Raw genomic sequence first — 22,137 nt, 5'->3', positions numbered from 1 at the left:
CGGTTGTTTTTCGGCTTCACTGCTTCTCATCTAGGTCGCGTCACCTGCGCCGAAAACGCAACACAGCGCAAATCAGTTGTGTGCTGGCGCACAGGTTTCACAAGTTCTTCATGGGAATGCTTGACGGAATCACCCGTACGGCCTCGAATGTAGGCTGGGATGGAGAAACCGCGATGACCACCTTTCTGCCAAAAGAGGTCCAGGCGGGGCTGGATGCCGCGCGCAAGAAAGACCTGAAAAAGAAAAGCCGCCTGCGCGTCGAAGCCGGGGGAGAGATGTTCAGGGTCCTGAAATTCCGCAGCGATGGCTTTACGCTTGATATTCAGGACGCACCGCATTTGCGCGGTTTCGTCGATCTGTACGACGGTGCGCGCCACATCTACCAATGCCTGATCGTCGCGTCCGAGGCCGAAGGTGACTTGATGCATTACGAGTTCAAGCGCTCGACTGCGGCATCCGACTCGGCGCCGCTGGATTTCTATCGCGACGAACACACGCCCGTCGCGCTTTTGACAAACGAAAGCTAACTGCTTCTAGCGGCTGCGGGTCAAGTCGAGGAACACATCCTCAAGGTCTGCCTGCTCGGTCTTTACGTCGCGAATCGTGATCCCGGCGTCGCGCACCGCGCGCAGCACGTCTTCGGCGCTGGTCTGGCGGGCGTGATAACTGAGCGCGATGGTGCCGTCGTCGCGCAGGGTTACGTCGATCCCGTCTGCTTGCGGCAAAATCTTGGCTGGGGATGCAGGGTCGATGACCATGGTCTTGGCATCGATCTGGCCCAGCAGGTCCGATGTCGCGGCCTGCGTGATCTTCTGGCCTTGATGGACAATCGCGATTTCGTCGCACATTTCCTCGGCTTCTTCGAGATAATGTGTTGTCAGGATGATGGTCATGCCGCGCTCGCGGTTCAGTTTTCGGACGTTCTGCCACAACATCTGGCGCAGCTCGATGTCGACCCCGGCGGTGGGCTCGTCCAGAACCAGAACCTGCGGGAAATGCACCAGCGCCTTGGCCAAGAGCAACCGCCGACGCATGCCGCCCGACAGGGTGCGGGCATAGGCTTCGGCCTTGTCGGACAGGCCGACCATTTCCAATATCTCGTCTGAACGCCGCTGCGATTTTGGCACCCCGTAAAGCCCGGCCTGAACCTCAAGCGCGCCGCGCGGGGTAAAAAACGGGTCCAGGTTCAGCTCTTGTGGCATGACCCCGATCGCGGCGCGGGCCTGGCGCGGGTTCTGGTCCTGGTCGAAGCCCCAAATGCGAACCGACCCCGCCGTTTTGGTCACAAGCCCGGCCATGATGTTGATCATCGTCGACTTGCCGGCGCCGTTTGGCCCCAAAAGGCCGAATATCGAGCCTGCAGGAATATCAAGATCGACACCCTTCAGCGCCTGTTTTGCCGGTTCGTGGCGTCCGCCCCGATAGGTCTTTTGCAACCCGCGAATTTCAATGGCGTTCTGCGTCATGCGTGCACTTGCCCCCGCGTCCCTGTTCGCTCATATTCGCGCATAGCCAAACAGACCGCCAACGACAACCAGAAGGACATCGCGGAATGACCATCCAAGCGCCGGAAACCAAGATCGTGGACAGCTACAAGGTTGCCTGTGACGGCGGCGTGGGCGCCCTGGGCCATCCCCGCGTCTGGCTGCAGATCCCGAATGAACACGGTTGGGTCGAGTGCCCCTATTGCGACTGCAAGTTCGTTCACAAGGACCACGCGGACGCTGCCTGATCCTGCCGGATAGACTCTGAAAACTCTCGCAACACAAAAAGGGGCGAATCCGCGCCCCTAAAGATGTGTCTGTGCGTGGTGCCTGTCGGGTTGCTCAAGGTGCGGTGTGGCGTTGAACTGCGCCAGCATCGGGCGGTCACCGACCAGGTGCAGTCGGTGGACCGACGTGTTCTGGATCGCCAGCGCCATCTGTGACCATCCCATCAAGTCCAGCCCCAGCACCCTGCGCATGACCAGACTGATTACTCCGCCTGAGGTGACGACGACCGCGCGGCCGTGACCGGCGGCGATGTCATCCAGCGCATCCGTCACGCGTTTCTCGAAATCTGCATAGCGTTCCGGCACGTCCGCGATTTCGTCCCGCATCCAGGCGCCGAACACCTTTGGAAGATGGGCGACATATCCCTCGCGTGTGTCGGGCAGTGGGATACCCTGCTGATCGTCCAGAAGCTGGGCCATGGTGAAATAGGACAGCTCGTTCAGGCGGGGATCCTGCACGATCTCGACCGCGTCGCCCATCATCCCACGCGCCGTATCGACCTGCCGGTTCAGTGTGCCGGCATAGATGCGCTGAAAGTGATCGCCCGTGGCGCGCATGTGGTCGCCCAGCCAGCGTGCCTGTGTCCAGCCAAGATCGGACAGCTGGTCATAGCTGGTTTCATCCTTCGCGGCCGAATTCGCCTGGCCGTGGCGGACAAGGGTGATGTTGGGCATGATCCGGTCCTTTGCTCTTGCCACCCTTTGCTAGGTCCAATGACGCCTAAAGGGAAGGGCGGTTTCCTATGCGCTGTCCTTTCGTCCTGTCGGAACATCCGGTGGCGCAAATACAGGCCGGGATGTCGGAATGGGGGTCTCGTTTCCCTTTGCGGATGAACTAGACTGTCCCAAGCAAGGAGGCGCGGGAAATGAGCGAAAGAATCCGTTTCATTCTGGATGGCAATGAGGTTGAGGCCGAGGCAGGTCAGACGATCTGGGAAGTCGCGCATGGCCGTGGCCTGGTGATCCCTCATCTGTGCCACAAACCCGCGCCGGGGTATCGGCCCGACGGCAATTGCCGCGCCTGCATGGTCGAGATCGACGGCGAGCGCACTCTGGCGGCATCCTGTATTCGCGAGCCGTCCGAGGGGATAGTGGTCACCACCAACTCGGCCCGCGCGGAAGGTGCGCGCAAGATGGTGGTCGAGATGCTACTGGCAGATCAGCCCGCGCGCGACGCAGCGCATGACAAATCCAGCCACCTTTGGGAGATGGCTGATCTGAACGGCGTCAGCGACAGCCGCTTCCCGAAGCTGGAAGAGGGGCGGATCCCGCTGCTGGACGACAGCCACGTCGCCATGCGAGTCAATCTGGATGCCTGTATCCAATGCGGATTGTGCGTGCGTGCCTGCCGCGAGGTGCAGGTCAATGACGTGATCGGTATGGCGGGGCGGGGGCACGATGCCTATCCCACATTCGACATCGCCGACCCGATGGGCGCATCGACCTGCGTCGCCTGCGGGGAATGTGTGCAGGCCTGCCCGACCGGGGCGCTGATGCCAGCGACGGTACTGGACGATACCCAAGTCGGTGACAGCGCCGATTTCGACAGCGAAACCGAAAGCGTCTGCCCGTTCTGCGGCGTGGGGTGCAAGGTGTCGCTCAAGGTAAAAGACGGCAAAGTCAAATTTGTTGAGGGGCTGAATGGTCCCGCCAACGAAGGCCGTCTGTGCGTCAAGGGCCGGTTCGGTTTTGACTATATCCACCATCCACACCGCCTGACCAAGCCGCTGATCCGGCGCGCGGATGCGCCCGCGAAAGGTTTGAATGTCGATCCCGGCAACCTGCTGACCCATTTCCGCGAAGCGACGTGGGACGAGGCGCTGGACCTGGCCGCAAAGCGGTTGGTCGACCTGCGAAAGAGCGACGGCGGTGAGGCGGTTGCCGGGTTTGGTTCGGCCAAATGCACCAACGAAGAAGCCTATCTTTTTCAGAAGCTGATCCGTCAGGGATTTGGTCACAACAACGTCGACCACTGCACGCGGCTGTGCCATGCCTCGTCCGTGGCGGCGCTGATCGAGAATGTCGGTTCGGGGGCGGTGACGGCCACATTCAACGAGATCGAAAATGCAGATGTCGCCATCGTGATCGGGGCCAATCCGATCGAGAACCACCCCGTCGCGGCGACCTATTTCAAACAGTTCACAAAGCGCGGCGGCAAGCTGATCGTGATGGACCCGCGCGGGGTCGGCCTGCGGCGGTTTGCCACCGAAATGGTACAGTTCCGCCCCGGCGCAGACGTGTCGATGCTCAATGCCATCATGCACGTGATCGTCGAGGAGGGCCTATACGACGAGGCCTATATCGACCGTTTCACCGAGAATTGGGAAGCCGAGAAGGAACACCTTAAGGCCTTTTCGCCTGAGGCGATGTCCGAGATCTGCGGCGTGTCACCAGAACAGCTGCGACGGGTGGCGCGGACATTCGCTGGTGGCAAGGCGGGGCTGATCTTCTGGGGCATGGGTGTCAGCCAGCATATTCACGGCACCGACAATTCGCGCTGCCTGATTGCGCTGGCGCTGATGACCGGCAATGTCGGCAAGCCGGGCGCGGGGCTGCACCCCTTGCGCGGGCAGAACAACGTGCAGGGGGCGTCGGACGCGGGTCTGATCCCGATGTTCCTGCCCGATTATCAGACCGTGACCAGCGCCAAGATTCGCAAATCGTTCACCGATGTCTGGGGCAGCGGGGATTTCTCGGACCAGAAGGGCCTGACCGTGACCGAGATCATGGACGCGGTGCATGAAGGCCAGATCCGGGGAATGTATATTCTGGGTGAAAATCCGGCCATGTCGGACCCGGATGTCGACCATGCCCGCGATGCGCTGGCCAAGCTCGATCATCTGGTCGTGCAGGACATTTTCCTGACCGAGACGGCAAACTATGCCGACGTGATCCTGCCGGCTTCGGCGCTTTATGAAAAGGACGGGACCGTGTCCAATACCAACCGGCAGGTCCAGCGCGTGCGCGCGGCCGTGCCTCCGCCCGGCGACGCGCGGGTGGATTGGGAAATCACCGTCGACCTGGCCCAGCGGATCGGATTGCCCTGGAACTATGCGGATGTGTCAGACGTATTTGCCGAGATGAAGCTGAACATGAAGTCGCTCGATAACATCACCTGGGAGCGGCTTGAGACGCAGTCGATCACTTATCCGTCGCTGTCACCCGAGGACCCCGGTCAGGCAATTGTCTTTGGCGATGGTTTCCCGCGCGACGACGGGCGCGCACGGTTTGCTCCGGCCAATGTGATCGCGCCGGATGAAGCGCCGGATGCCGAATACCCGATGATCCTGACCACAGGACGTCAGCTTGAGCATTGGCACACCGGGTCGATGACACGGCGGTCCAAGGTACTGGATGCGGTTGAGCCAGAGGCAAATTGCTCGCTTAATCCCAAAACGCTGCGGCGGATGGGGGTCGAACCCGGTGACTTGGTGCGTCTGACCACCCGGCGTGGGTCAATCGATGTCATGGCCCGGGCGGACCGGGCGGTGGCCGAGGACATGGTGTTCTTTCCCTTCGCCTATGTCGAAGCGGCAGCCAACATCCTGACCAATCCTGCCCTTGACCCTTTCGGCAAAATCCCCGAATTCAAGTTCTCGGCTGTGCGGGTGGAAAAAATCACCGTCGCCGCCGAGTAAATGGATATGGGGGTCGCCCCCATGCCGCCCGGGGTATTTTCGGCAAGAGGAAGCAGCTCTATGGACGTGAATGCGGAACGGTTCCTGAAGGATTTGCATGACTTGCGTAGCTTTGGCGCGTCCGGCGTCGTCAAGGGCGTGGTGCGTCCGGCCTATTCCGACGCGGACATCGCGGCGCGGCAATGGTTGGCGGGCCGAATGGAAGAGGCCGGTTTGACCGTGCGGATTGATCCGGTCGGCTCTGTCTGGGGGTTGGCTGAGGGGCCGTCCATCCTGTTGGGATCACATTCTGACAGTCAGCCCGAAGGCGGCTGGCTGGACGGAGCGCTTGGTGTGATTGCGGCGTTGGAAATCGCGCGCGCGGCGCAAGAGGCGGGTGGCCCGGCAGTGTCGGTCGTGTCGTTCCAGGACGAAGAAGGGCGGTTTGGCGTCACCACTGGCAGCGCGGTCTGGGGCGGAAACCTGGAGCTTGCCAAGGCCGATGGGCTGATGGACCGGGACGGGATCACTTTTGGTGCGGCACGAGCGAAGATGGCTGACCTTGCCGGGGAATTTGTCGACCCAACTCGGTTTACCGGTTTCATCGAAATGCATATCGAACAGGGCCCGTGGCTGGATCAGGCGGGTCAAGCGGTGGGCGTGGTCACCGATATCGTCGGTATCCGCGATATGAAAATCACCTTCCGGGGCGAGCAGAATCATGCCGGCACCACGCCGATGCACCTGCGGCGCGACGCGTTTCAGGGGCTGAATGCCTTTGCCACCCGCATCAACGAGGATTTTCGCAACGTTGTTACGCCGCAGACGGTCTGGACCATTGGACATGTCTCGCTGCATCCCAATGCCTCGTCCATCGTGCCGGGGCGGGTGACGTTCTCGATGCAGTGGCGGGACGGGGACGCGGACCGGCTGGCGCGGATGGAGGCGATCATTCGAACCGCAGCGCAAGAGATTGCCGATTCACGCGGACTGGAGGTTGAATTCGGCCCGATGCTTGGACTGGAGCCGGTGGCGATGGACAACGTGTTGCGGGCGGCGTTGGCCAAAAGTGCCGCAACGGTTGCACCCGGCAAATGGCGCGAGATGCCGTCGGGTGCTTTGCATGATGCAACCAACGTGGCGCGGCACTTGCCGGTAGCCATGCTGTTCGTGCCGTCGATCAACGGCATCAGCCACGATTTCGCCGAAGATACCGATGAGGCGGATCTGGTGACCGGACTGAAGGTGCTGGCCGGGGCGGTCGCTTCGCTTAGGCCGTAATCCGCGCATAGCCGCGGCTCTGCGCCCGTTTGCGGTGGCGATCGGCAGCGGTCGAGGCATCGCGAAGATTTGCATAGATATTGACGATGGCGCGACCCTTGCCGCCGGAGATGCCCCATTCACGCAGCACCGAAACCTCGTCAAACAGGTTCATCGCCAGCTCAACGCGGTAATAACGCGGGCGGCGTTTTTCGGCGTGGCGGTATAGGATGCAGACAGCCATAAGCCAATGGTATTGCACCCCGAATCGGGGTGCAATGGTTTTGACACTCAGGTGAGCAGCACGATATCCGACGCGCCTGCCCCGCGCCGCAGCGCATGGACTTCCGCAAGCTCGGGGTCGTTGATCCAGGCTCGGGCGGCGTCGGCATCAGGAAAGGACATGATGGCTGCGACGTCAGGAAGGTCAGGTGTGCCATCAATGGCGGTCGCTGTGGCCGATGCCTGTTCGACCTTTCCCCCGTGTCGCGCCAGCGCCGAGCCCGCCTTGTCGCGGTATTCGGCCAGCTTTTCGGGGTTCGAAATTGTCAGCTTTGCGTAGGCGTAAATCATCGTGATTTCCTTTCAGATTTTGTCTTTGCGTAACGTAGTCGGCCGCATGAATTGCGAAAACGCGTGAGTTTGCACTCTAGGCATGCAAATGTGCATGGATGGAGCATTGGGATGACTTGAAAACCGCATTGCATCTGTTGCGGGGCGGCACCCTGGCTGCGGCGGCGCAATCGCTGGGGGTGAATTACACGACCGTCGCGCGACGCATCGCGCGTCTTGAACAGGCGGTGGGTGAGACATTGTTCGAGCGGCTGGCCGACGGTTACCAACCCACCGAAGCCGCTCGGCTAGTTGGTGAATACGTCGCGCGTATGGAAGATGCACAGCTGTCGCTTGACCGTCGGTTGAAGGGGCGGGATCAGCGTCTGAGCGGGTCTTTGGTCATCACCGCGCCGCAGCTTTTGATCGTCACCCATCTGGCTGAGGTGATCGAGGCCTTTTGTGCTGCCCACCCCGAAGTTGACCTACAGGTGCGCGCCACCAATGACTTGCTTGATCTCAATCGGCGCGAGGCGGATCTGGCGATCAGGATCAGCGAAACGCCGGGGGATGCGCTGATGGGGGTGCGGCTGACCGAGCAGGCCAGCGCAAGCTTCGCCAATGCAGATTGGGCTGAGCGGATCAGAACGCGACCCGCCGACCGGATCGACTGGGCTGTCTACACCGGATTGGGTGCAGTTCCCAAGGCGTCTCTAAAGGCCTATCCCAACGCGGCGGTGAAAGTTCAATTCGACGATATGGTTGCGCTTGTTGGCGCGGCGCAGCGTGGTCTGGGTGTGGTGCGGATGCCCATGTTCCTGGGCCGCGCAACGCCGGGATTGGTGCAGGTGCCGGTGCTTGAACCACAACCCTATCCGTCGATCTGGGTCGTCGGCCACAAGGATGTCTGGCCCTCCGCCAAAGTGACTGCGTTTCGCAACATCCTTGTCCCGTTTTTTCGTGGTCGACGCGCGGAATTCGTGGCCTGATCCTAGATCACGCCAAAGACCCGCAGGCCAAGCGCCACCGTCGACAGTGACGCCAGCAGGAAGGCGAGGGTTCGGATCACCACTATGCCCAGTGTATAGACCACGTAATGGATGATGGTTCCGATAAAGAAAAACATAGCCAATGTGCCGGCATAGGTATCCACCGGCAGCCGCATCATCGCGATGCCGGCAAGCGGGGCGAAAGCGACGAACAGTTCGACTGACACTTTGTGGGCCGCTTTGGCGCGTTCGGCCCAAGCCGATTGCGGCGCAAGATCGGGGGACGGGTTGGCCATTGCCCCCATAATCCCTCGAACGGCCATACGGTCCAGTATGTATGGTGCCCAAGCCACCGCGATCCAAAGCGCGCTGGCTGCTGTCCAGAATTCCAAGTCTGACATTTCCGTATCCTCCCAAACACGTGGGGAAAGCATACTCGAAAATGCCAGGAATTTCTATATCTCGTGGATTGCGACTTCATCGTCGCAGAATGTGGTGGGATTACTCCCAGGTCACGTCACCGAGAAAGATATAGCCCGCCCCATAGATCGTCTTGATCAGGCGCGGGTTCTTGGGGTCTTCGCGCAGCTTGGTGCGCAGTCGGGATATGCGCACGTCCATCGCCCTGTCAAAACTTTCCCCGGCCGCGCCGCCCAGACTTTCCTGCATGTGGGCGCGGCTGATCAGGCGCTTCGGGCTGTCGAGAAACAGGCGCAAAACTTCGCCCTCGGCGTGGCTGAATGTGGTTTCCTCGCCCTTGTCGTCTTCCAGGACATATCGGTCGAAATAGGCGGTCCATCCATTGAACCGGGCGGTGTTTGACGCGGCGCGGGTGGCCGGCTTTTCCTTGCGCAGGCGAGCGCGCACGCGGGCGACGACCTCGGCCGGGTCGAAGGGTTTGATGATATAGTCGTCGGCCCCAAGCTCCAACCCGGTGACCCGGTCCTGCACCTGTGCCCGCCCCGAGATGATGATAACGGCGGCCCCCTGTTCCAGCGCCAACCGGTGGACAAGTGTCAGCCCGTCGCGGTCGGGCAGGCCAAGGTCGACAAGGCAGACGTCCGGCGCTGTCTTTTTCAGCGCGGCTTCGAATTCGGTCGCACGGGCAAACCTCATGGTGCGGAAACCGGCATCGCTGAGCGCGTCGGCCAGCATGTTCCTGATCTCGGGCTCATCGTCGAGAATGGTCACAAGCGGAGCTGTCATGATGTCACCTTGGATTGCAGAAAGGCCGACAGCTGATCGGCGGTGAATGGTTTGCGAAGAAGCGGCGCACGCGCGGCGCCCTCGATATAGAGCGGGTGAGATTGCGGCAAGGATGTCATCAGGAACGATGGCACCCCGTCGGTGGGCAGGGCGCGGATCAGGTCGACACCGGTCTCTTCACCCTCTAGCGAGATGTCGGACAACAGAAGCGTAATGCCCGGCACCTGGTCCAAAAGAGTGCGGGCCTCATCCACCGCGGTGGCTTCGATCACGGTATGTCCTGCGGTCGTCAGCATGTCGCGGATTGAACTGCGCAGATCGGCGTTGTCCTCGACCAGAAGAACAAGGCCGGGGGTGTCGGTCGGCCGGGGTCGGCGCAATGGCAACTGGATCGTCACCCGACCGCCGACGTCGGTGTTGTCCAGCGTGATGCGCCCGCCGGCCAGCTTTGTCATGTCATAGACCATGGCAAGCCCCAGCCCCGAACCCTCGCCGCCCTTGGTGGTAAAGAACGGGTCAAGCGCATGGGTCAGCGCCTCGTCGGAAAAACCCGTCCCGGTGTCACTGACGGCGAAGTTGACCCATGTGTCTTTGATCAGTTCGGCCTCAAGTGTGATCCGGCCCGCGCCACCACAGGCATCACGGGCGTTCAGGATCAGGTTCAGCAGTGAATCCTGCACCATGCCGGGGTCGACCAGGATTGGCCCGCCGGTGATCTGGTTGCGAATTTGCAGCTCTATCCCTTCAGGCAAGGTTGGTCCGGCAAGGGTCTGAAGATCGTTCAGGAACACGGTCATATCAGTTGGCTGCAACTGCGGCGCGCGATGACCGGTCATGTCGGCGATCCGGTTCAGCAGCGTTCCGCCACGCCGCGCCGCGCCAAGTGTGGCTTCAATCAACTCGCTGGCTTCGGACGGCAACCCCATGCGCCCCAGTTTACTTTGCAGGCCAAGGATGATGGTCAACAGGTTCGAGAAGTCATGCGCCAGTCCACTTGTCATCTGCGCCGCCAGTTCCCTCCGGCGGGTCTGTTGCAGGGCCGCTCGGGTCTGGGTTTCCTCGGTGATGTCCATTGACAGAATATAGACTCCGCGTCGCGGGGCAGGCTCGGCATCCGGGGTGAATGCGACGCGAATGCGGCGGCTAGAGATCAGGTCGTTGAACTCAAATACCGAGGGCGTGCCTTCGAAAGCCGTCTCAAGATGCGGACGGATCTCGCGAAATGCAGCCTCACCCAAGGCGTGGCGAATGTGGCTGCCGACGATTTCTGACGACCGCCCAGGCATCACGGCGGACAAGCGGCGGTTGGAATAGGTATAGCGCCGGTCGGGGCCGACATGGGCGATATGCGCCGGCATCATCTCGGTCGTCAGTCGGGTGCGGGCCTCGGAATCCGTCAGCTGACGCTTGGCCTCTTCCAGCGCGGTGACCGTGGATTCGAGTTGACGGTTGGTGGCGGAAAGTTCTTCGGCATATTGCAGCAGCTGATCCGACAGTTCCTCGGACCGGGCGCGCAGCAGCGCCTCTTGCCGTTTGGCCGCGGTAATGTCGGTATAGACCGCAACCCAGCCGCCCTCGGGCAGCGGCGAGCCTTCGACACTCACCCAGCGGCCATTGTTGCGTTGACGTTCGAAATAATGCGCTTCAAAGGCCAGCGCCCGCTCGACCCGCTCTCGTACAAAAGCATCTTTTTCCCCATCGGGAACTTCGCCGTATTCACCCCGCTCGACCAGAAAGGCTATGGTTTCGGCAAAATCCGCGCCCGGACTTGTCAGGTGGTCAGGGATCGAAAACATCTCGCGGAAGCGTTCATTGGCAACCACCAGTTTCAGGTCACTGTCATAAATCGAAAGAGCCTGCTGAATCAGGTTCAGTCCGGCAATCGTCATCGCCTGGGTGGTGGTGGAATTGGACTCCATATGCCCTCCTCTGCCTTCATGGCTAGCACCACGAATCAAGGCGGAAAAGCAGGAATCGTGTGCCGTTACAATTCGTAAGGATTGAGAAAACATCAGGAAAAAGTTGACGCACAGTCTCAAAGTCGCACCTTTGAGGAAGGAGGAATCGCTTCGGCGGTTCGGCCCGTGGGAGCGGGCGAGAGGGAGGAATACAATTTGGCACAGTCGTCACAGGCGACCGGAGGACTGTCGTCCATTCCGGCGCTTCTGCAGCGTAACGCCACCCAGTTCGCGGATAAGACCGCTTACCGGGAAAAGGAATTCGGCATCTGGCAAACCTGGACCTGGGCCGAGGCGGAGAAAGAGATCGAGGCGCTTGCGCTTGGTCTGATCAACCTTGGTGTGAATGAGGGTGATTTCATCGCCATCATCGGGCGCAATCGCCCTTATTTCTATTGGTCAATGGTTGCCGCACAGTCGGTCGGCGCCGTGCCTGTCCCGGTTTATCAGGACTCGGCAGCGGAAGAGATGGGCTATGTCCTGGGGCACTGTGGCGCACGCTTCGTCATCGCCGAAGACCAGGAGCAGGTCGACAAGGTCATCGACATTCAGGACCAGCTGCACCAGTTCGAGCATATGATCTATCTCGATCAGCGTGGTATGCGAAAGTATGACCACCACACGCTGCACCGGTTCGTCGATATCCAGGAACAGGGTCGCGCCGCCTACTATGAGTGGATCGAGGACCTGAACGCCCGTCGCGCCAAGCTGAACTATGACAGCACCTGCGTGATGCTCTATACCTCAGGCACCACCGGAAAGCCCAAGGGGGTGGTGCTGTCGAACCGCAACATCATCGAAAGCGCCAAGAATTCCTGCGAATTTGACAACTTGACCCAGAAAGAGGAAATCCTTGCCTATCTGCCGATGGCTTGGGTCGGCGACTTCATCTTCTCGCTGGGGCAGGCGATGTGGGCGGGCTTCTGCGTGAACTGTCCAGAGTCGCCCGACACGATGATGACTGACCTTCGCGAAATCGGTCCGACCTATTACTTCGCTCCGCCGCGCGTCTTCGAGACCCAGCTGACAAGTGTCATGATCCGAATGGAAGACGCGGGCCGCTTCAAGCGGCGCATGTTCCATTACTTCATGGATCACGCCAGAAAAGTCGGCGGCAAGATCCTGGACGGCAAGCCGGTCGGTTTTGGGGACCGGCTGAAATACCGTCTGGGCGATCTGATGTGCTATGGTCCGCTGAAGGACACGTTGGGGTTCGGTCGTGTGCGCGTCGGTTACACGGCCGGCGAAGCGATCGGGCCCGAGATCTTTGATTTCTATCGTTCGCTCGGCATTAACCTGAAACAGCTTTATGGTCAGACCGAGGCATCTGTTTTCATCACCGTTCAACCCGATGGGGAAGTGCGTGCCGATACGGTTGGCGTTCCCGCACCGGATGTCGAAATTCGCATCGATGACAACGGAGAGATCTTCTATCGTTCGCCTGGCGTCTTCGTCGAGTATTTCAACAACCCCGATTCCACCGCATCAACCAAGGATTCCGAGGGCTGGGTTGCCACGGGTGACGCGGGCTTTTTCGAGGAGGGCACCGGCCACCTGCGGATCATCGACCGTGCCAAGGATGTCGGCAAGATGGCCGATGGTAGCATGTTTGCGCCGAAGTATGTCGAGAACAAACTCAAGTTCTACCCCGACATCCTTGAGGCCGTGCTGTTCGGCAATGGAAAGGACCGCTGTGTCGCCTTCATCAATATCGACCTGACCGCCGTTGGGAACTGGGCTGAGCGCAACAACATCGCTTATGCGTCGTATCAGGAATTGGCCGGTCACCCACGGGTTCTGGACACAATCCAGGAACATGTCGAAACGGTGAACAAGTCTGTCGCCGCCGACCCGATGCTGTCAGGTTGTCAGATCCACCGCTTCCTTGTCCTGCACAAGGAACTGGACGCAGACGACGGCGAGATGACCCGCACCCGCAAAGTGCGCCGCGTCGTGGTTGCCGACAAGTTTAATGACCTTGTCGAGGCACTATACGACGGGTCCGAGACGGTCTCGACCGTGACGGAAGTCACCTATGAGGACGGCCGCAAAGGGGCGATCAAGGCGACGTTGCAACTGCGCGATGCCAAGGTCTTTCCCACCCAATCCGCAAAGGTAGCCGCAGAATGAGCACTCAGGAAAGCTATGTCACCGCGGATGGGCGTACCATTGGCCCGACCGTGATGGAGATGAAGAACATCACGCTGCGCTTCGGCGGGGTGAAGGCGATCACCGATATTTCCTTCGATATCCGCGAAGGCGAGATCCGCGCTATCATCGGGCCGAACGGCGCCGGCAAATCGTCGATGCTGAACGTGATCTCGGGGTTCTACATCCCGCAAGAGGGTGAGGTCTGGTACAAGGGTCACAAACGCCCGCCGATGAAACCCTATGAGGTCGCGCAGCAAGGCATCGCCCGGACTTTCCAGAACATCGCGCTGTTCGAGGGCATGACCGTTCTGGACAACGTCATGACCGGCCGTCTGAACCATATGAAGACGGGCATGCTGGCGCAGGCGATCTGGAAAGGCAAAGCTGAGGCGGAAGAGGTTGAGAACCGAGAAAAGGTCGAGAAAATCATCGACTTTCTGGAAATCCAGCACATCCGCAAGACCCCGGTGGCGCGTCTGCCTTATGGACTGAAGAAACGGGTCGAACTGGCCCGCGCATTGGCCGCCGAGCCGTCGATCCTGCTGCTGGACGAACCGATGGCAGGAATGAACGTCGAGGAAAAAGAGGACATGAGCCGCTTTATCCTGGACGTGAACGACGAATTTGGCACCACCATTGCCTTGATCGAACATGACATGGGAGTGGTCATGGACCTGTCGGACCGCGTCGTGGTGATGGATTACGGCAAGAAGATCGGTGACGGCACCCCCGATGAGGTGCGCAACAACCAGGACGTCATCGACGCCTATCTGGGGGTGGCTCATGACTGATATCTGCCAAGAAATCAACAAGATGACCGGAGGCGCGCACGATGCCTGATCAACTTCTCTTCGGGATGGAGGTCTTCCTCAACGGCCTCATGGCAGGGGTTCTGTATGCCCTTGTCGCGCTGGGTTTTGTCCTGATCTACAAGGCGTCCGGCATCTTCAACTATGCACAGGGCGTGATGGCGCTGTTTGCAGCGATGACGCTGGTCGGGATCATGAACGGGCAGGTGCCGTTCGCCCATCTGATCAACGCGGTGTTCGGCCTGCATGTCACAAATTTCGGCTGGACCGTTCCGGCGCTTCTGGCGATTGCCCTGACAGTCGTGGTGATGATCGGTCTGGCCTGGATGGTGCAGCATTTCGTTATGCGCCATCTGGTCGGGCAGGAACCTATTATCCTGTTCATGGCGACGATCGGCCTTGCCTATTTCCTGGAAGGTGTCGCTGACCTGATGTGGGGGTCCGAGATCAAGACGCTGGATGTCGGTCTTCCACAGGGGATCAACGAAACCATCGACCGGGTGACCTTTGACGCCTTTGGCTATGGGTTCTTCATCGACAATCTCGATATCGTCGCAACCGTCATCGCCGCGCTTCTGGTGATCGCGCTGGTGCTGTTCAGCCAGTACACCAAGCAGGGCCGCGCCATGCGCGCCGTGGCCGATGACCATCAGGCCGCGCTGTCGGTCGGGATCAGCCTTGATTTCATCTGGGTTCTTGTCTGGTCGGTTGCCGGGTTCGTGGCGTTGGTCGCGGGCATCATGTGGGGCGCGAAATCTGGCGTGCAGTTCTCGCTATCGCTGATCGCACTGAAGGCGCTGCCGGTTCTGATGCTGGGCGGTTTCACCTCGATCCCCGGCGCAATTGTCGGCGGGCTGATCATCGGGGTCGGCGAAAAGATGTTCGAGTTCCTCGTCGGCCCGATGGTCGGCGGCGCGACCGAGAACTGGTTTGCCTATGTGCTGGCGCTCTTGTTCCTCGTCTTTAGGCCGCAGGGACTGTTTGGCGAGAAGATCATCGAAAGGGTGTGACGTGAAACAGCTGATTGCCATTGTCAACGTGATCTCTTGGTCGGGCTTCTGGGCCTTCGGGTTCCTTGCCCTGACCGCGGATAGCCTTTCGCAGGAACAGATCATGGCTGCGGGCCTCATTGCCGCCATCGCCTTTCTGATCGGGGTCGCGGCCTATCTCAAACTGTCCAAGGGACAGCGCATAAATAACCGTGCCATGGCCTTCCGCCATGGCGAGATCGACACGCAGGAAGGGTAACAAACGATGTTTTACCGTGAAGCCGGCGACTTCAAGACGACCTATGCCGCCGACAGCCAGACCTTTCCGATCAAATTCGACAGGATCGGCTATTACATTGCGCTGATCGTGGCCTTCTGCGTTCTGCCCTTCATGATGAACGACTACCTTGTGAACGCGATTTTCCTGCCGTTCCTGATCTATGCGATCGCCGCAATCGGGTTGAACATCCTGGTTGGTTATTGCGGACAGGTCAGCCTTGGTACGGGCGGGTTCATGGCAGTGGGGGCCTATGCCTGCTACAAGCTGATGACCTCGTTCCCGGAAGTGAATATCTTTATTCACATTGTCCTTGCCGGAGGCGTGACCGCGCTTGTCGGCGTTTTGTTCGGCCTGCCGTCACTGCGCATCAAGGGCTTTTACCTGGCAGTGGCGACACTGGCGGCCCAGTTCTTCTTGGTCTGGCTGTTCAACCGGGTGCCATGGTTTTATAACTACTCGGCCTCGGGCCAGATCTCGGCGCCCGAACGTACCCTGTTTGGCATTGCCATAACCGGTCCGAATACACAGCCATGGGCGGTTTACCTGTTCTGCCTCGTGTTCCTTGTCATCAGCGCATTGATCGCGCGGAACCTGACGCGCGGCTCGGTGGGGCGCAAATGGATGGCGATCCGCGACATGGATATCGCCGCCGAGATCATCGGGGTTGATCCGCTGAAAGCGAAACTGTCGGCCTTTGCTGTGTCATCCTTCTTTGTCGGCATCTCGGGCGCGCTGTTCTTTGCGGTCTATCTTGGTGCTGTCGAGGTGGGCGAGGCGTTTGGCATCCAGAAATCGTTCCTCGTGTTGTTCATGGTCATCATCGGTGGCCTGGGTTCGATCTTCGGTTCATTCGCGGGCGCGGCCTTCCTGGTCCTGCTGCCAGTGGTGCTGAAGCTGGTCGGCGTCGACATGCTGGGCTGGCCCACGGATATCGTTGCGCATTTCCAGCTGGTTATCGTCGGCGCGCTGATCATCGTATTCCTGATCCTTGAACCACATGGGTTGGCCCAGTTGTGGCGGATCACGAAAGAAAAACTGCGGTTGTGGCCCTTCCCGCATTAACGGCGGGGCCATGACCTGCTCCGGTCACGGGGCGAATTCGAAACATCGGAATAACCAAGGGAGGAGAAACCCGATGAAACTGAAACTTGCAACAATGGCACTCGGCGCGATCATGGCCGCAGCGCCGGCGATGGCGGACCTGGTGTTCCCGTCGCTGTCCTACCGCACTGGCCCTTATGCAGCAGGCGGTATCCCCTTCGCAGACGGCTATGCTGACTATTTCACCCTTCTGAATGAACGCGACGGCGGCATCGGTGGGGTTCCGGTCAAGCTGCTGGAGTGTGAAACCGGCTATAACACCGAGAAAGGCGTGGAGTGCTACGAATCGACCAAGGGCGAAGGCGCTCTGGTCTATCAGCCGCTCTCGACCGGGATTACCTATCAGCTGATCCCCAAGGCAACCGCGGATGACATTCCGATTCACTCGATGGGCTATGGTCGGACTTCGGCAGCAAACGGTGACGTTTTCAGCCACGTGTTCAACTATCCGGGCAACTACTGGAACGGTGCGTCGGGCGCGATCAACTACTTGCTGGAAATCAATGGTGGCGACATCAAGGGCAAGAAAGTGGCCCTGGTCTATCACAACTCCGCCTACGGCAAGGAACCGATCCGCACGCTGGAAGAACTGTCGAAGAAGCACGGTTATGAACTGAGTGCGCTGCCCGTGGATCACCCGGGGCAGGAGCAAAAGTCGCAGTGGTTGCAAATTCGCCGCGACCGTCCTGATTATGTCCTGATGTGGGGCTGGGGCGTGATGAACCAGGTTGCCATCCAGGAAGCCGCGAACATCCGGTTCCCGATGGAAAACTTCATCGGTATCTGGTGGTCGGGCGCAGAACATGACGTGCTGCCGGCCGGCGATGCGGCCAATGGCTACAAGGCGCTGACCTTCCACAACGTCGGCCGTGACTTCCCGGTCTTTGACGACATCCAGAAGTACGTCGTGGATGCAGGCAAGGCCGCCGGTGCAGGCGACCAGATCGGCAACGTTCTTTATAACCGTGGCATGTATGCAGCGATGCTGGCAGCGGAAGCCGCCAAAACCGCGCAGGAAATCCACGGCACCAAGGACATCACCGCAGCCATGATGCGCGACGGCATGGAAGCCCTGTCAATCGACGAGGCCAAAATGGTTGAGCTTGGCATGCCGAATTTCGGCCCGGCCTTCAACGTCTCGTGCGAGAACCACGGTGGCCCCGGCCTGGTGGGTGTGACCCAGTGGGATGCCTCCAGCAAGACCTGGTCGCTGATCTCGGACTTCAAACCGACCGACACGGAAGTGATTGGTGCGCTGATCGCCGAAGACTCGGCGGCTTATGCGGCTGAGAACAGTATCGAGTCAAACTGCAAGTAATGACCTGAAATCCCCGGTCGCGGCAGCCGTCGCGACCGGGCCAAACAACCGAACTCCTGTCAGAGAGAGACCCCCATGCTGGATGCGGCTCCGACCAAAGAGACCCTGCTAGAGGTCAACAATATCGAGGTGATCTACAACCACGTGATCCTCGTCCTGAAAGGCGTCAGCCTGTCAGTGCCCAAGGGCGGTATCACCGCGCTTCTGGGTGGCAACGGCGCGGGCAAGACGACGACGCTGAAGGCGATCTCGAACCTGTTGCATTCCGAACGGGGCGAGGTGACCAAAGGGTCGATCGTCTATCGGGGCGACCGGATTCAGGACCTTGAACCCGCCGAACTGGTCAAGCGCGGCGTGATCCAGGTGATGGAAGGACGGCATTGTTTCGAACACCTGACCGTCGAAGAGAACCTTCTGACCGGGGCTTATACCCGCTCGGGTGCGGCTGACATCGCCGCTGACCTTGAGATGGTTTACACTTATTTCCCGCGCCTGAAAGAGCGGCGCAAATCGCAGGCCGGCTACACGTCGGGCGGCGAGCAGCAGATGGTTGCCATTGGCCGTGCCCTGATGAGCCGACCGGAGTGCATCCTTCTTGATGAACCATCCATGGGCCTTGCGCCGCAGTTGGTGGAAGAGATTTTCCAGATTGTGAAAGATCTGAACGAGAAGGAAGGCGCGACCTTCCTTCTGGCCGAACAGAACACCAACGTCGCGCTGCGCTTTGCCCATTATGGATACATCCTGGAATCGGGCCGTGTGGTGATGGACGGCCCTGCGCAGGAACTGCGAGAGAATCCGGACGTGAAGGAATTTTATCTCGGCATGTCAGAGGAAGGGCGCAAATCCTATCGGGACGTGCGGTCCTATCGCCGCCGCAAACGCTGGCTTAGTTGAGATGCGGCTGGGCGGCCAGGATTTCGGCGCGCATTTCCTCGATGCGCTCAAGAGCCTCGGCCCGGGTGTTGCGAATATTGGGGCGGAACCCCTGGCTTTCGGCACGCAGGCGGATATCGGCCTCGGTCTCGGACCCGGCGGCATATCGGACGGACCCCAGCGACCCGGCTTCATTCAGCCGCTTGCCGCGAAAGGCATATCGAACCCAGGCCGCCGGCATAATCTGGCAGCCATTGTAGTCAACAAGGAAGAACCATCGCCGGTCGGATTCGATGATGCGCTCTTCCAGATAGTCATAGAAGTCGTCCACATCGCGAGAGTGGTAAAAGGTAAAGTGGGAAAAATCGACGTCCATAATCACCGTTTCAGGGTCAAAGCGAACCCTGCGCACGAAATCGGCCTGACAGTAATTCGGGTCGTGGCTGATGCGGGTTCGGCGCTGGCTTGGAAGCTCGGCGATGCGCTCAAGCGCGTGGTCGCGGTCCGCAAAAAGGTTCGCGTCGAAGTTTTCGGTATTGGCGTCTCGTTCGATCTGGGCACGGGTTTCGTCGGATGCATCAAATCTTACGCTTCCTTGGCTATGGGCAAGGTTCAGTGCCTTGCCGCGCCGCGAATAGGCGATCCAGGCTTCGGGATCGATCCGGCAGGCAGAATAGTTGATCAGGAAAAACCATCTTTCCTCACCCGTCTCGGCAATGCGTTCCTCGATGTGATCATAGACTGTGTTCACGGTTTCCGACGTATCGAAGTGAAAGCCCGAGAAATCGACCTCCATGCATTGCAGTGCGTTGTGAAACGAAACCCGGTCGGCAATCGGGCGCATGTTGTCAGCCATATGAAAACCCTTCTGAAAAACCTTGGGCCGCGGAACGGTTGGACGTTTCTGCCAAATCCGCAGGGCCGGGATCAATTCCACAAACCGTCGCGGGTGTGGGCATGAAAAGGACATCTCGATGAGCCGCTATTTCGATGATCTGGAAACCCGTTCGACCGACCAGCGTGCGGCCGACCTTGCCCGCGATCTGGCGGCACAGATCGCCCGCGCCAAGGTATTACCAGGCTATCGCGACAGCCTTGCCGATGTGGAACCCGCCACGATAACAACACCGGAGGCACTGGCCGCGCTGCCCGTGCTGCGCAAATCCGAACTGGGCAAGGCGCAGACGGCTTTTGCACCGCTGGGTGGGTTCGCGGACATGTCTAATCCGGGCATCACTCATCTGTTTCAGTCGCCGGGCCCGATCTATGAGCCGGGAAGCAACGGCAATGACTGGTTCCGATTTGGGCGCGTGTTGCACGCGGTCGGGATTGGGGTAAACGACATCGTGCAGAACTGTTTTTCATATCACCTGACCCCAGCCGGGATCATGTTTGAAAGCGGTGCCAAGGCGGTGGGCGCCAAAGTCCTGCCTGCGGGGATCGGCCAGACCGAATTGCAGGTCCGTGCCGCTGTCGACATCGGCACCACGGCTTATGCCGGAACGCCGGATTACCTGAAGGTCATTCTGGACAAGGCTGACGAGATGGGTGAGCAGCTGAAAATCACCAAGGCCACAGTCGGCGGCGGGGCGTTGTTCCCGTCCTTGCGTGCCGAATATGCCGATCGCGGCATCACCTGCCTGCAGGGGTATGGAACTGCCGATTTGGGCTCGATCGCCTATGAATCCGAAGCGATGGAAGGCATGATCGTGGACGAGGGTGTGATCGTCGAGATTGTAACCCCCGGTACCGGCACCCCGGTCGCGCCTGGCGAAGTGGGTGAGGTTGTGGTCACCACTCTCAATCCTGACTATCCGCTGATCCGCTTCGCCACTGGCGACATGTCAGCAGTCATGGCAGGTGAAAGCCCGTGTGGGCGGACCAATATGCGCATCAAGGGCTGGATGGGTCGCGCTGACCAGACCACCAAGATCAAGGGCATGTTCGTGCGGCCCGAGCAGGTCGCGGCGCTGGTTGCCAAACATGCCGAGATCGCAAAGGCCCGCGTCATTGCCACCCGAGATGGGGAAATGGACTCGATGACTGTCCGGATCGAAGCCTCCGGCGGCGACGCAGATGCCTACGCCAAATCGGTCAGCGAGACCCTGAAACTGCGTGGCAAGATTGAGATTGTTGCGCCGGGATCCCTTCCCAAGGACGGATTGGTGATCGAGGATCAGCGCAGCTACGACTGACGGGTATGAAATACGGCTCCGTTCTGCAGGGCCGGTGAGAAAGGGGCGGTTATCCCTTGGAACCGCCCCTTTTTCGCGTGTGCTATTCAATAACAGTCGCATATTGACCACATTGGAACAGCAGGCGACCGCTTGCCGTTGTAGGATGAAGGAGTTTGAGCGGTGAAAGTTTCAATGGCCATGGCTGCGTTCTTGTTGGCAGCCACGCCAATCATGTCTGAGGCTGCGCATGATCAGCAACGATGGAGTCGGTCGGTTCCGGTTCCGGAGGGGCAGGCATGGCAAGCCCAGTCCAACTATTCCAGATCACGGGATCGCGCGGCATGGAACGAAGCCACGTACGAGGACAGCCTGCTGTCCTACATCAAGTATCGGAAACAGTTTCCAAACGGGTTGTTTGTCAAAGAGGCCAAGGCGCGCATACGGGCGTTCGAGAGGCTGCGTGACAATCGTGATCGTTATCAGCAGATGTTGATCGAAGACCGGGTGCTGTCCAAGAACAAGCCCGCTGCGCTGGACGTCGAGCGGCGCCTTTCGCGGCTGGGGTTCGATCCCGGCCCAATTGATGGCAAGTTCGACCAGGACACGCAACGCGCTGTCAGACAGTTTCAAAGGTCACGAGGGCTGCCGGTGACCGGCTTTGTCACCAAGGAAACGCGTCGTGTGCTGACACGACTTTGATCGGGTCGATTGGCCTTGTCGATGGCCCCCACGAACGCCATTTCAAAAAGAAAAAGGCCGCCCCGATTGGGCGGCCTTTTGCCTGTTCGCAATAACGCGTTCTTAGCCTTGGCGGGCTTTGAAGCGGCGCTGCGTCTTGTTGATCACGTAGACGCGGCCCTTGCGGCGCACAACGCGACAATCGCGGTGCCGGTTCTTCAGCGACCGGAGCGAGTTCTTGACCTTCATGGCCTTCTCCTCATTTCGCGGCGCGGCGTGCGCCAGGTTATCGGGCACCCCAGGCTGGGGCGGTGAATTCATGGTGGGCGATACAAGGATCGAACTTGTGACCCCTTCGATGTCAACGAAGTGCTCTACCGCTGAGCTAATCGCCCACTCTGATCC

The 22,137-nt window shown here is 59.7% G+C and carries 23 protein-coding genes and 1 tRNA gene; 14 read left to right on the top strand and 10 right to left on the bottom strand.

The features are described 5' to 3' along the window. Positions 1–173 precede the first annotated feature (173 nt). The gene (locus JQ863_RS00205; protein ID WP_204115002.1) at positions 174–527 is read left to right on the top strand and encodes a hypothetical protein; all 354 of its coding nucleotides are present in this window, start codon (positions 174–176) and stop codon (positions 525–527) included. Positions 528–533: 6 nt separating this feature from the next. Here JQ863_RS00205 and JQ863_RS00200 read toward each other — a convergent pair whose 3' ends face one another. Then, positions 534–1,466: an ABC transporter ATP-binding protein gene (locus JQ863_RS00200; RefSeq protein WP_204112328.1), complete on the bottom strand. Its 933-nt coding sequence runs from the start codon at positions 1,464–1,466 to the stop codon at positions 534–536. Positions 1,467–1,552: 86 nt separating this feature from the next. Between JQ863_RS00200 and JQ863_RS00195 the strand changes: the two genes are divergently transcribed. Continuing rightward, positions 1,553–1,732, top strand: a complete 180-nt coding sequence (locus JQ863_RS00195; RefSeq protein ID WP_204112327.1) for a zinc-finger domain-containing protein — start codon at positions 1,553–1,555, stop codon at positions 1,730–1,732. 57 nt (positions 1,733–1,789) lie between these two features. Here JQ863_RS00195 and JQ863_RS00190 read toward each other — a convergent pair whose 3' ends face one another. Continuing rightward, positions 1,790–2,446 carry a histidine phosphatase family protein gene (locus tag JQ863_RS00190; protein WP_204112326.1) on the bottom strand — a complete coding sequence of 219 codons (657 nt, stop codon included), beginning with the start codon at positions 2,444–2,446 and terminating at the stop codon, positions 1,790–1,792. A gap of 191 nt (positions 2,447–2,637) precedes the next feature. Between JQ863_RS00190 and fdhF the strand changes: the two genes are divergently transcribed. After that, complete coding sequence (gene fdhF / locus JQ863_RS00185) at positions 2,638–5,409, top strand: formate dehydrogenase subunit alpha (RefSeq protein WP_204112325.1); 2,772 nt, start codon at positions 2,638–2,640, stop codon at positions 5,407–5,409. Positions 5,410–5,469: 60 nt separating this feature from the next. Next, on the top strand, positions 5,470–6,669 hold the full coding sequence (locus tag JQ863_RS00180) for a Zn-dependent hydrolase (RefSeq protein ID WP_204112324.1): 1,200 nt from the start codon (positions 5,470–5,472) through the stop codon (positions 6,667–6,669). Here JQ863_RS00180 and JQ863_RS00175 read toward each other — a convergent pair. Continuing rightward, on the bottom strand, positions 6,659–6,892 hold the full coding sequence (locus tag JQ863_RS00175) for a WGR domain-containing protein (RefSeq protein ID WP_204112323.1): 234 nt from the start codon (positions 6,890–6,892) through the stop codon (positions 6,659–6,661). The genes JQ863_RS00180 and JQ863_RS00175 overlap by 11 nt on opposite strands. Positions 6,893–6,939: 47 nt before the next feature. Beyond that, positions 6,940–7,221, bottom strand: a complete 282-nt coding sequence (locus tag JQ863_RS00170; protein WP_204112322.1) for a DUF1330 domain-containing protein — start codon at positions 7,219–7,221, stop codon at positions 6,940–6,942. 116 nt (positions 7,222–7,337) lie between these two features. Between JQ863_RS00170 and JQ863_RS00165 the strand changes: the two genes are divergently transcribed. Beyond that, on the top strand, positions 7,338–8,189 hold the full coding sequence (locus tag JQ863_RS00165; RefSeq protein WP_239113179.1) for a LysR family transcriptional regulator: 852 nt from the start codon (positions 7,338–7,340) through the stop codon (positions 8,187–8,189). Between the two features lie 2 nt (positions 8,190–8,191). Here JQ863_RS00165 and JQ863_RS00160 read toward each other — a convergent pair whose 3' ends face one another. The 3 genes from JQ863_RS00160 to JQ863_RS00150 form a co-directional block, all read right to left on the bottom strand. Continuing rightward, positions 8,192–8,590, bottom strand: a complete 399-nt coding sequence (locus JQ863_RS00160) for an MAPEG family protein (protein ID WP_204112320.1) — start codon at positions 8,588–8,590, stop codon at positions 8,192–8,194. A 100-nt stretch (positions 8,591–8,690) separates the two neighbouring features. Further along, complete coding sequence (locus JQ863_RS00155; RefSeq protein ID WP_204112319.1) at positions 8,691–9,395, bottom strand: response regulator transcription factor; 705 nt, start codon at positions 9,393–9,395, stop codon at positions 8,691–8,693. Further along, entirely contained in the window at positions 9,392–11,314 is a 1,923-nt protein-coding gene (locus JQ863_RS00150) for a hybrid sensor histidine kinase/response regulator (protein WP_239113178.1), read from the bottom strand. The genes JQ863_RS00155 and JQ863_RS00150 overlap by 4 nt, the downstream gene beginning before the upstream one ends. A gap of 225 nt (positions 11,315–11,539) precedes the next feature. Between JQ863_RS00150 and JQ863_RS00145 the strand changes: the two genes are divergently transcribed. The 7 genes from JQ863_RS00145 to JQ863_RS00115 all read left to right on the top strand — a co-directional run bounded on the left by JQ863_RS00145 (position 11,540) and on the right by JQ863_RS00115 (position 18,898). Further along, complete coding sequence (locus JQ863_RS00145; RefSeq protein ID WP_204115000.1) at positions 11,540–13,483, top strand: AMP-binding protein; 1,944 nt, start codon at positions 11,540–11,542, stop codon at positions 13,481–13,483. Then, entirely contained in the window at positions 13,480–14,295 is an 816-nt protein-coding gene (locus tag JQ863_RS00140) for an ABC transporter ATP-binding protein (protein WP_204112318.1), read from the top strand. The genes JQ863_RS00145 and JQ863_RS00140 overlap by 4 nt, the downstream gene beginning before the upstream one ends. Positions 14,296–14,336: 41 nt before the next feature. Then, positions 14,337–15,323 carry a branched-chain amino acid ABC transporter permease gene (locus JQ863_RS00135; RefSeq protein ID WP_204112317.1) on the top strand — a complete coding sequence of 329 codons (987 nt, stop codon included), beginning with the start codon at positions 14,337–14,339 and terminating at the stop codon, positions 15,321–15,323. Position 15,324: 1 nt separating this feature from the next. Further along, positions 15,325–15,561 carry a hypothetical protein gene (locus JQ863_RS00130; RefSeq protein ID WP_204112316.1) on the top strand — a complete coding sequence of 79 codons (237 nt, stop codon included), beginning with the start codon at positions 15,325–15,327 and terminating at the stop codon, positions 15,559–15,561. A gap of 6 nt (positions 15,562–15,567) precedes the next feature. After that, positions 15,568–16,644, top strand: coding sequence for a branched-chain amino acid ABC transporter permease (locus JQ863_RS00125; protein WP_204112315.1), 1,077 nt, complete (start codon positions 15,568–15,570; stop codon positions 16,642–16,644). Positions 16,645–16,717: 73 nt separating this feature from the next. Beyond that, positions 16,718–18,001: an ABC transporter substrate-binding protein gene (locus JQ863_RS00120; RefSeq protein ID WP_204112314.1), complete on the top strand. Its 1,284-nt coding sequence runs from the start codon at positions 16,718–16,720 to the stop codon at positions 17,999–18,001. A gap of 75 nt (positions 18,002–18,076) precedes the next feature. Further along, the gene (locus JQ863_RS00115) at positions 18,077–18,898 is read left to right on the top strand and encodes an ABC transporter ATP-binding protein (RefSeq protein WP_204112313.1); all 822 of its coding nucleotides are present in this window, start codon (positions 18,077–18,079) and stop codon (positions 18,896–18,898) included. On the opposite strand, the gene JQ863_RS00110 is transcribed toward JQ863_RS00115, so the two are convergent. Continuing rightward, the gene (locus JQ863_RS00110; RefSeq protein ID WP_204112312.1) at positions 18,891–19,733 is read right to left on the bottom strand and encodes a hypothetical protein; all 843 of its coding nucleotides are present in this window, start codon (positions 19,731–19,733) and stop codon (positions 18,891–18,893) included. The two genes, JQ863_RS00115 and JQ863_RS00110, sit on opposite strands and share 8 nt — an antisense overlap. A 118-nt stretch (positions 19,734–19,851) precedes the next feature. Here JQ863_RS00110 and JQ863_RS00105 point away from each other — a divergent pair, with 118 nt between their 5' ends. Both JQ863_RS00105 and JQ863_RS00100 read left to right on the top strand, forming a co-directional pair. Continuing rightward, complete coding sequence (locus tag JQ863_RS00105; protein ID WP_204112311.1) at positions 19,852–21,072, top strand: phenylacetate--CoA ligase family protein; 1,221 nt, start codon at positions 19,852–19,854, stop codon at positions 21,070–21,072. Between the two features lie 213 nt (positions 21,073–21,285). Then, the gene (locus JQ863_RS00100; protein ID WP_204112310.1) at positions 21,286–21,753 is read left to right on the top strand and encodes a peptidoglycan-binding domain-containing protein; all 468 of its coding nucleotides are present in this window, start codon (positions 21,286–21,288) and stop codon (positions 21,751–21,753) included. 102 nt (positions 21,754–21,855) lie between these two features. On the opposite strand, the gene ykgO is transcribed toward JQ863_RS00100, so the two are convergent. Both ykgO and JQ863_RS00090 read right to left on the bottom strand, forming a co-directional pair. After that, positions 21,856–21,981: a type B 50S ribosomal protein L36 gene (gene ykgO, locus JQ863_RS00095; RefSeq protein WP_008562923.1), complete on the bottom strand. Its 126-nt coding sequence runs from the start codon at positions 21,979–21,981 to the stop codon at positions 21,856–21,858. Positions 21,982–22,052: 71 nt separating this feature from the next. Beyond that, positions 22,053–22,127: transfer RNA gene (locus tag JQ863_RS00090), tRNA-Val, on the bottom strand. Positions 22,128–22,137 lie beyond the last annotated feature (10 nt).

The sequence above is a fragment of the Shimia biformata genome (genome assembly GCF_016888515.1).
GTDB classification, from domain to species: domain Bacteria; phylum Pseudomonadota; class Alphaproteobacteria; order Rhodobacterales; family Rhodobacteraceae; genus Shimia_A; species Shimia_A biformata.
The sequence above is the reverse complement of the archived record's forward strand: the minus strand, read 5'-3'. Positions and strand labels throughout refer to the sequence as shown.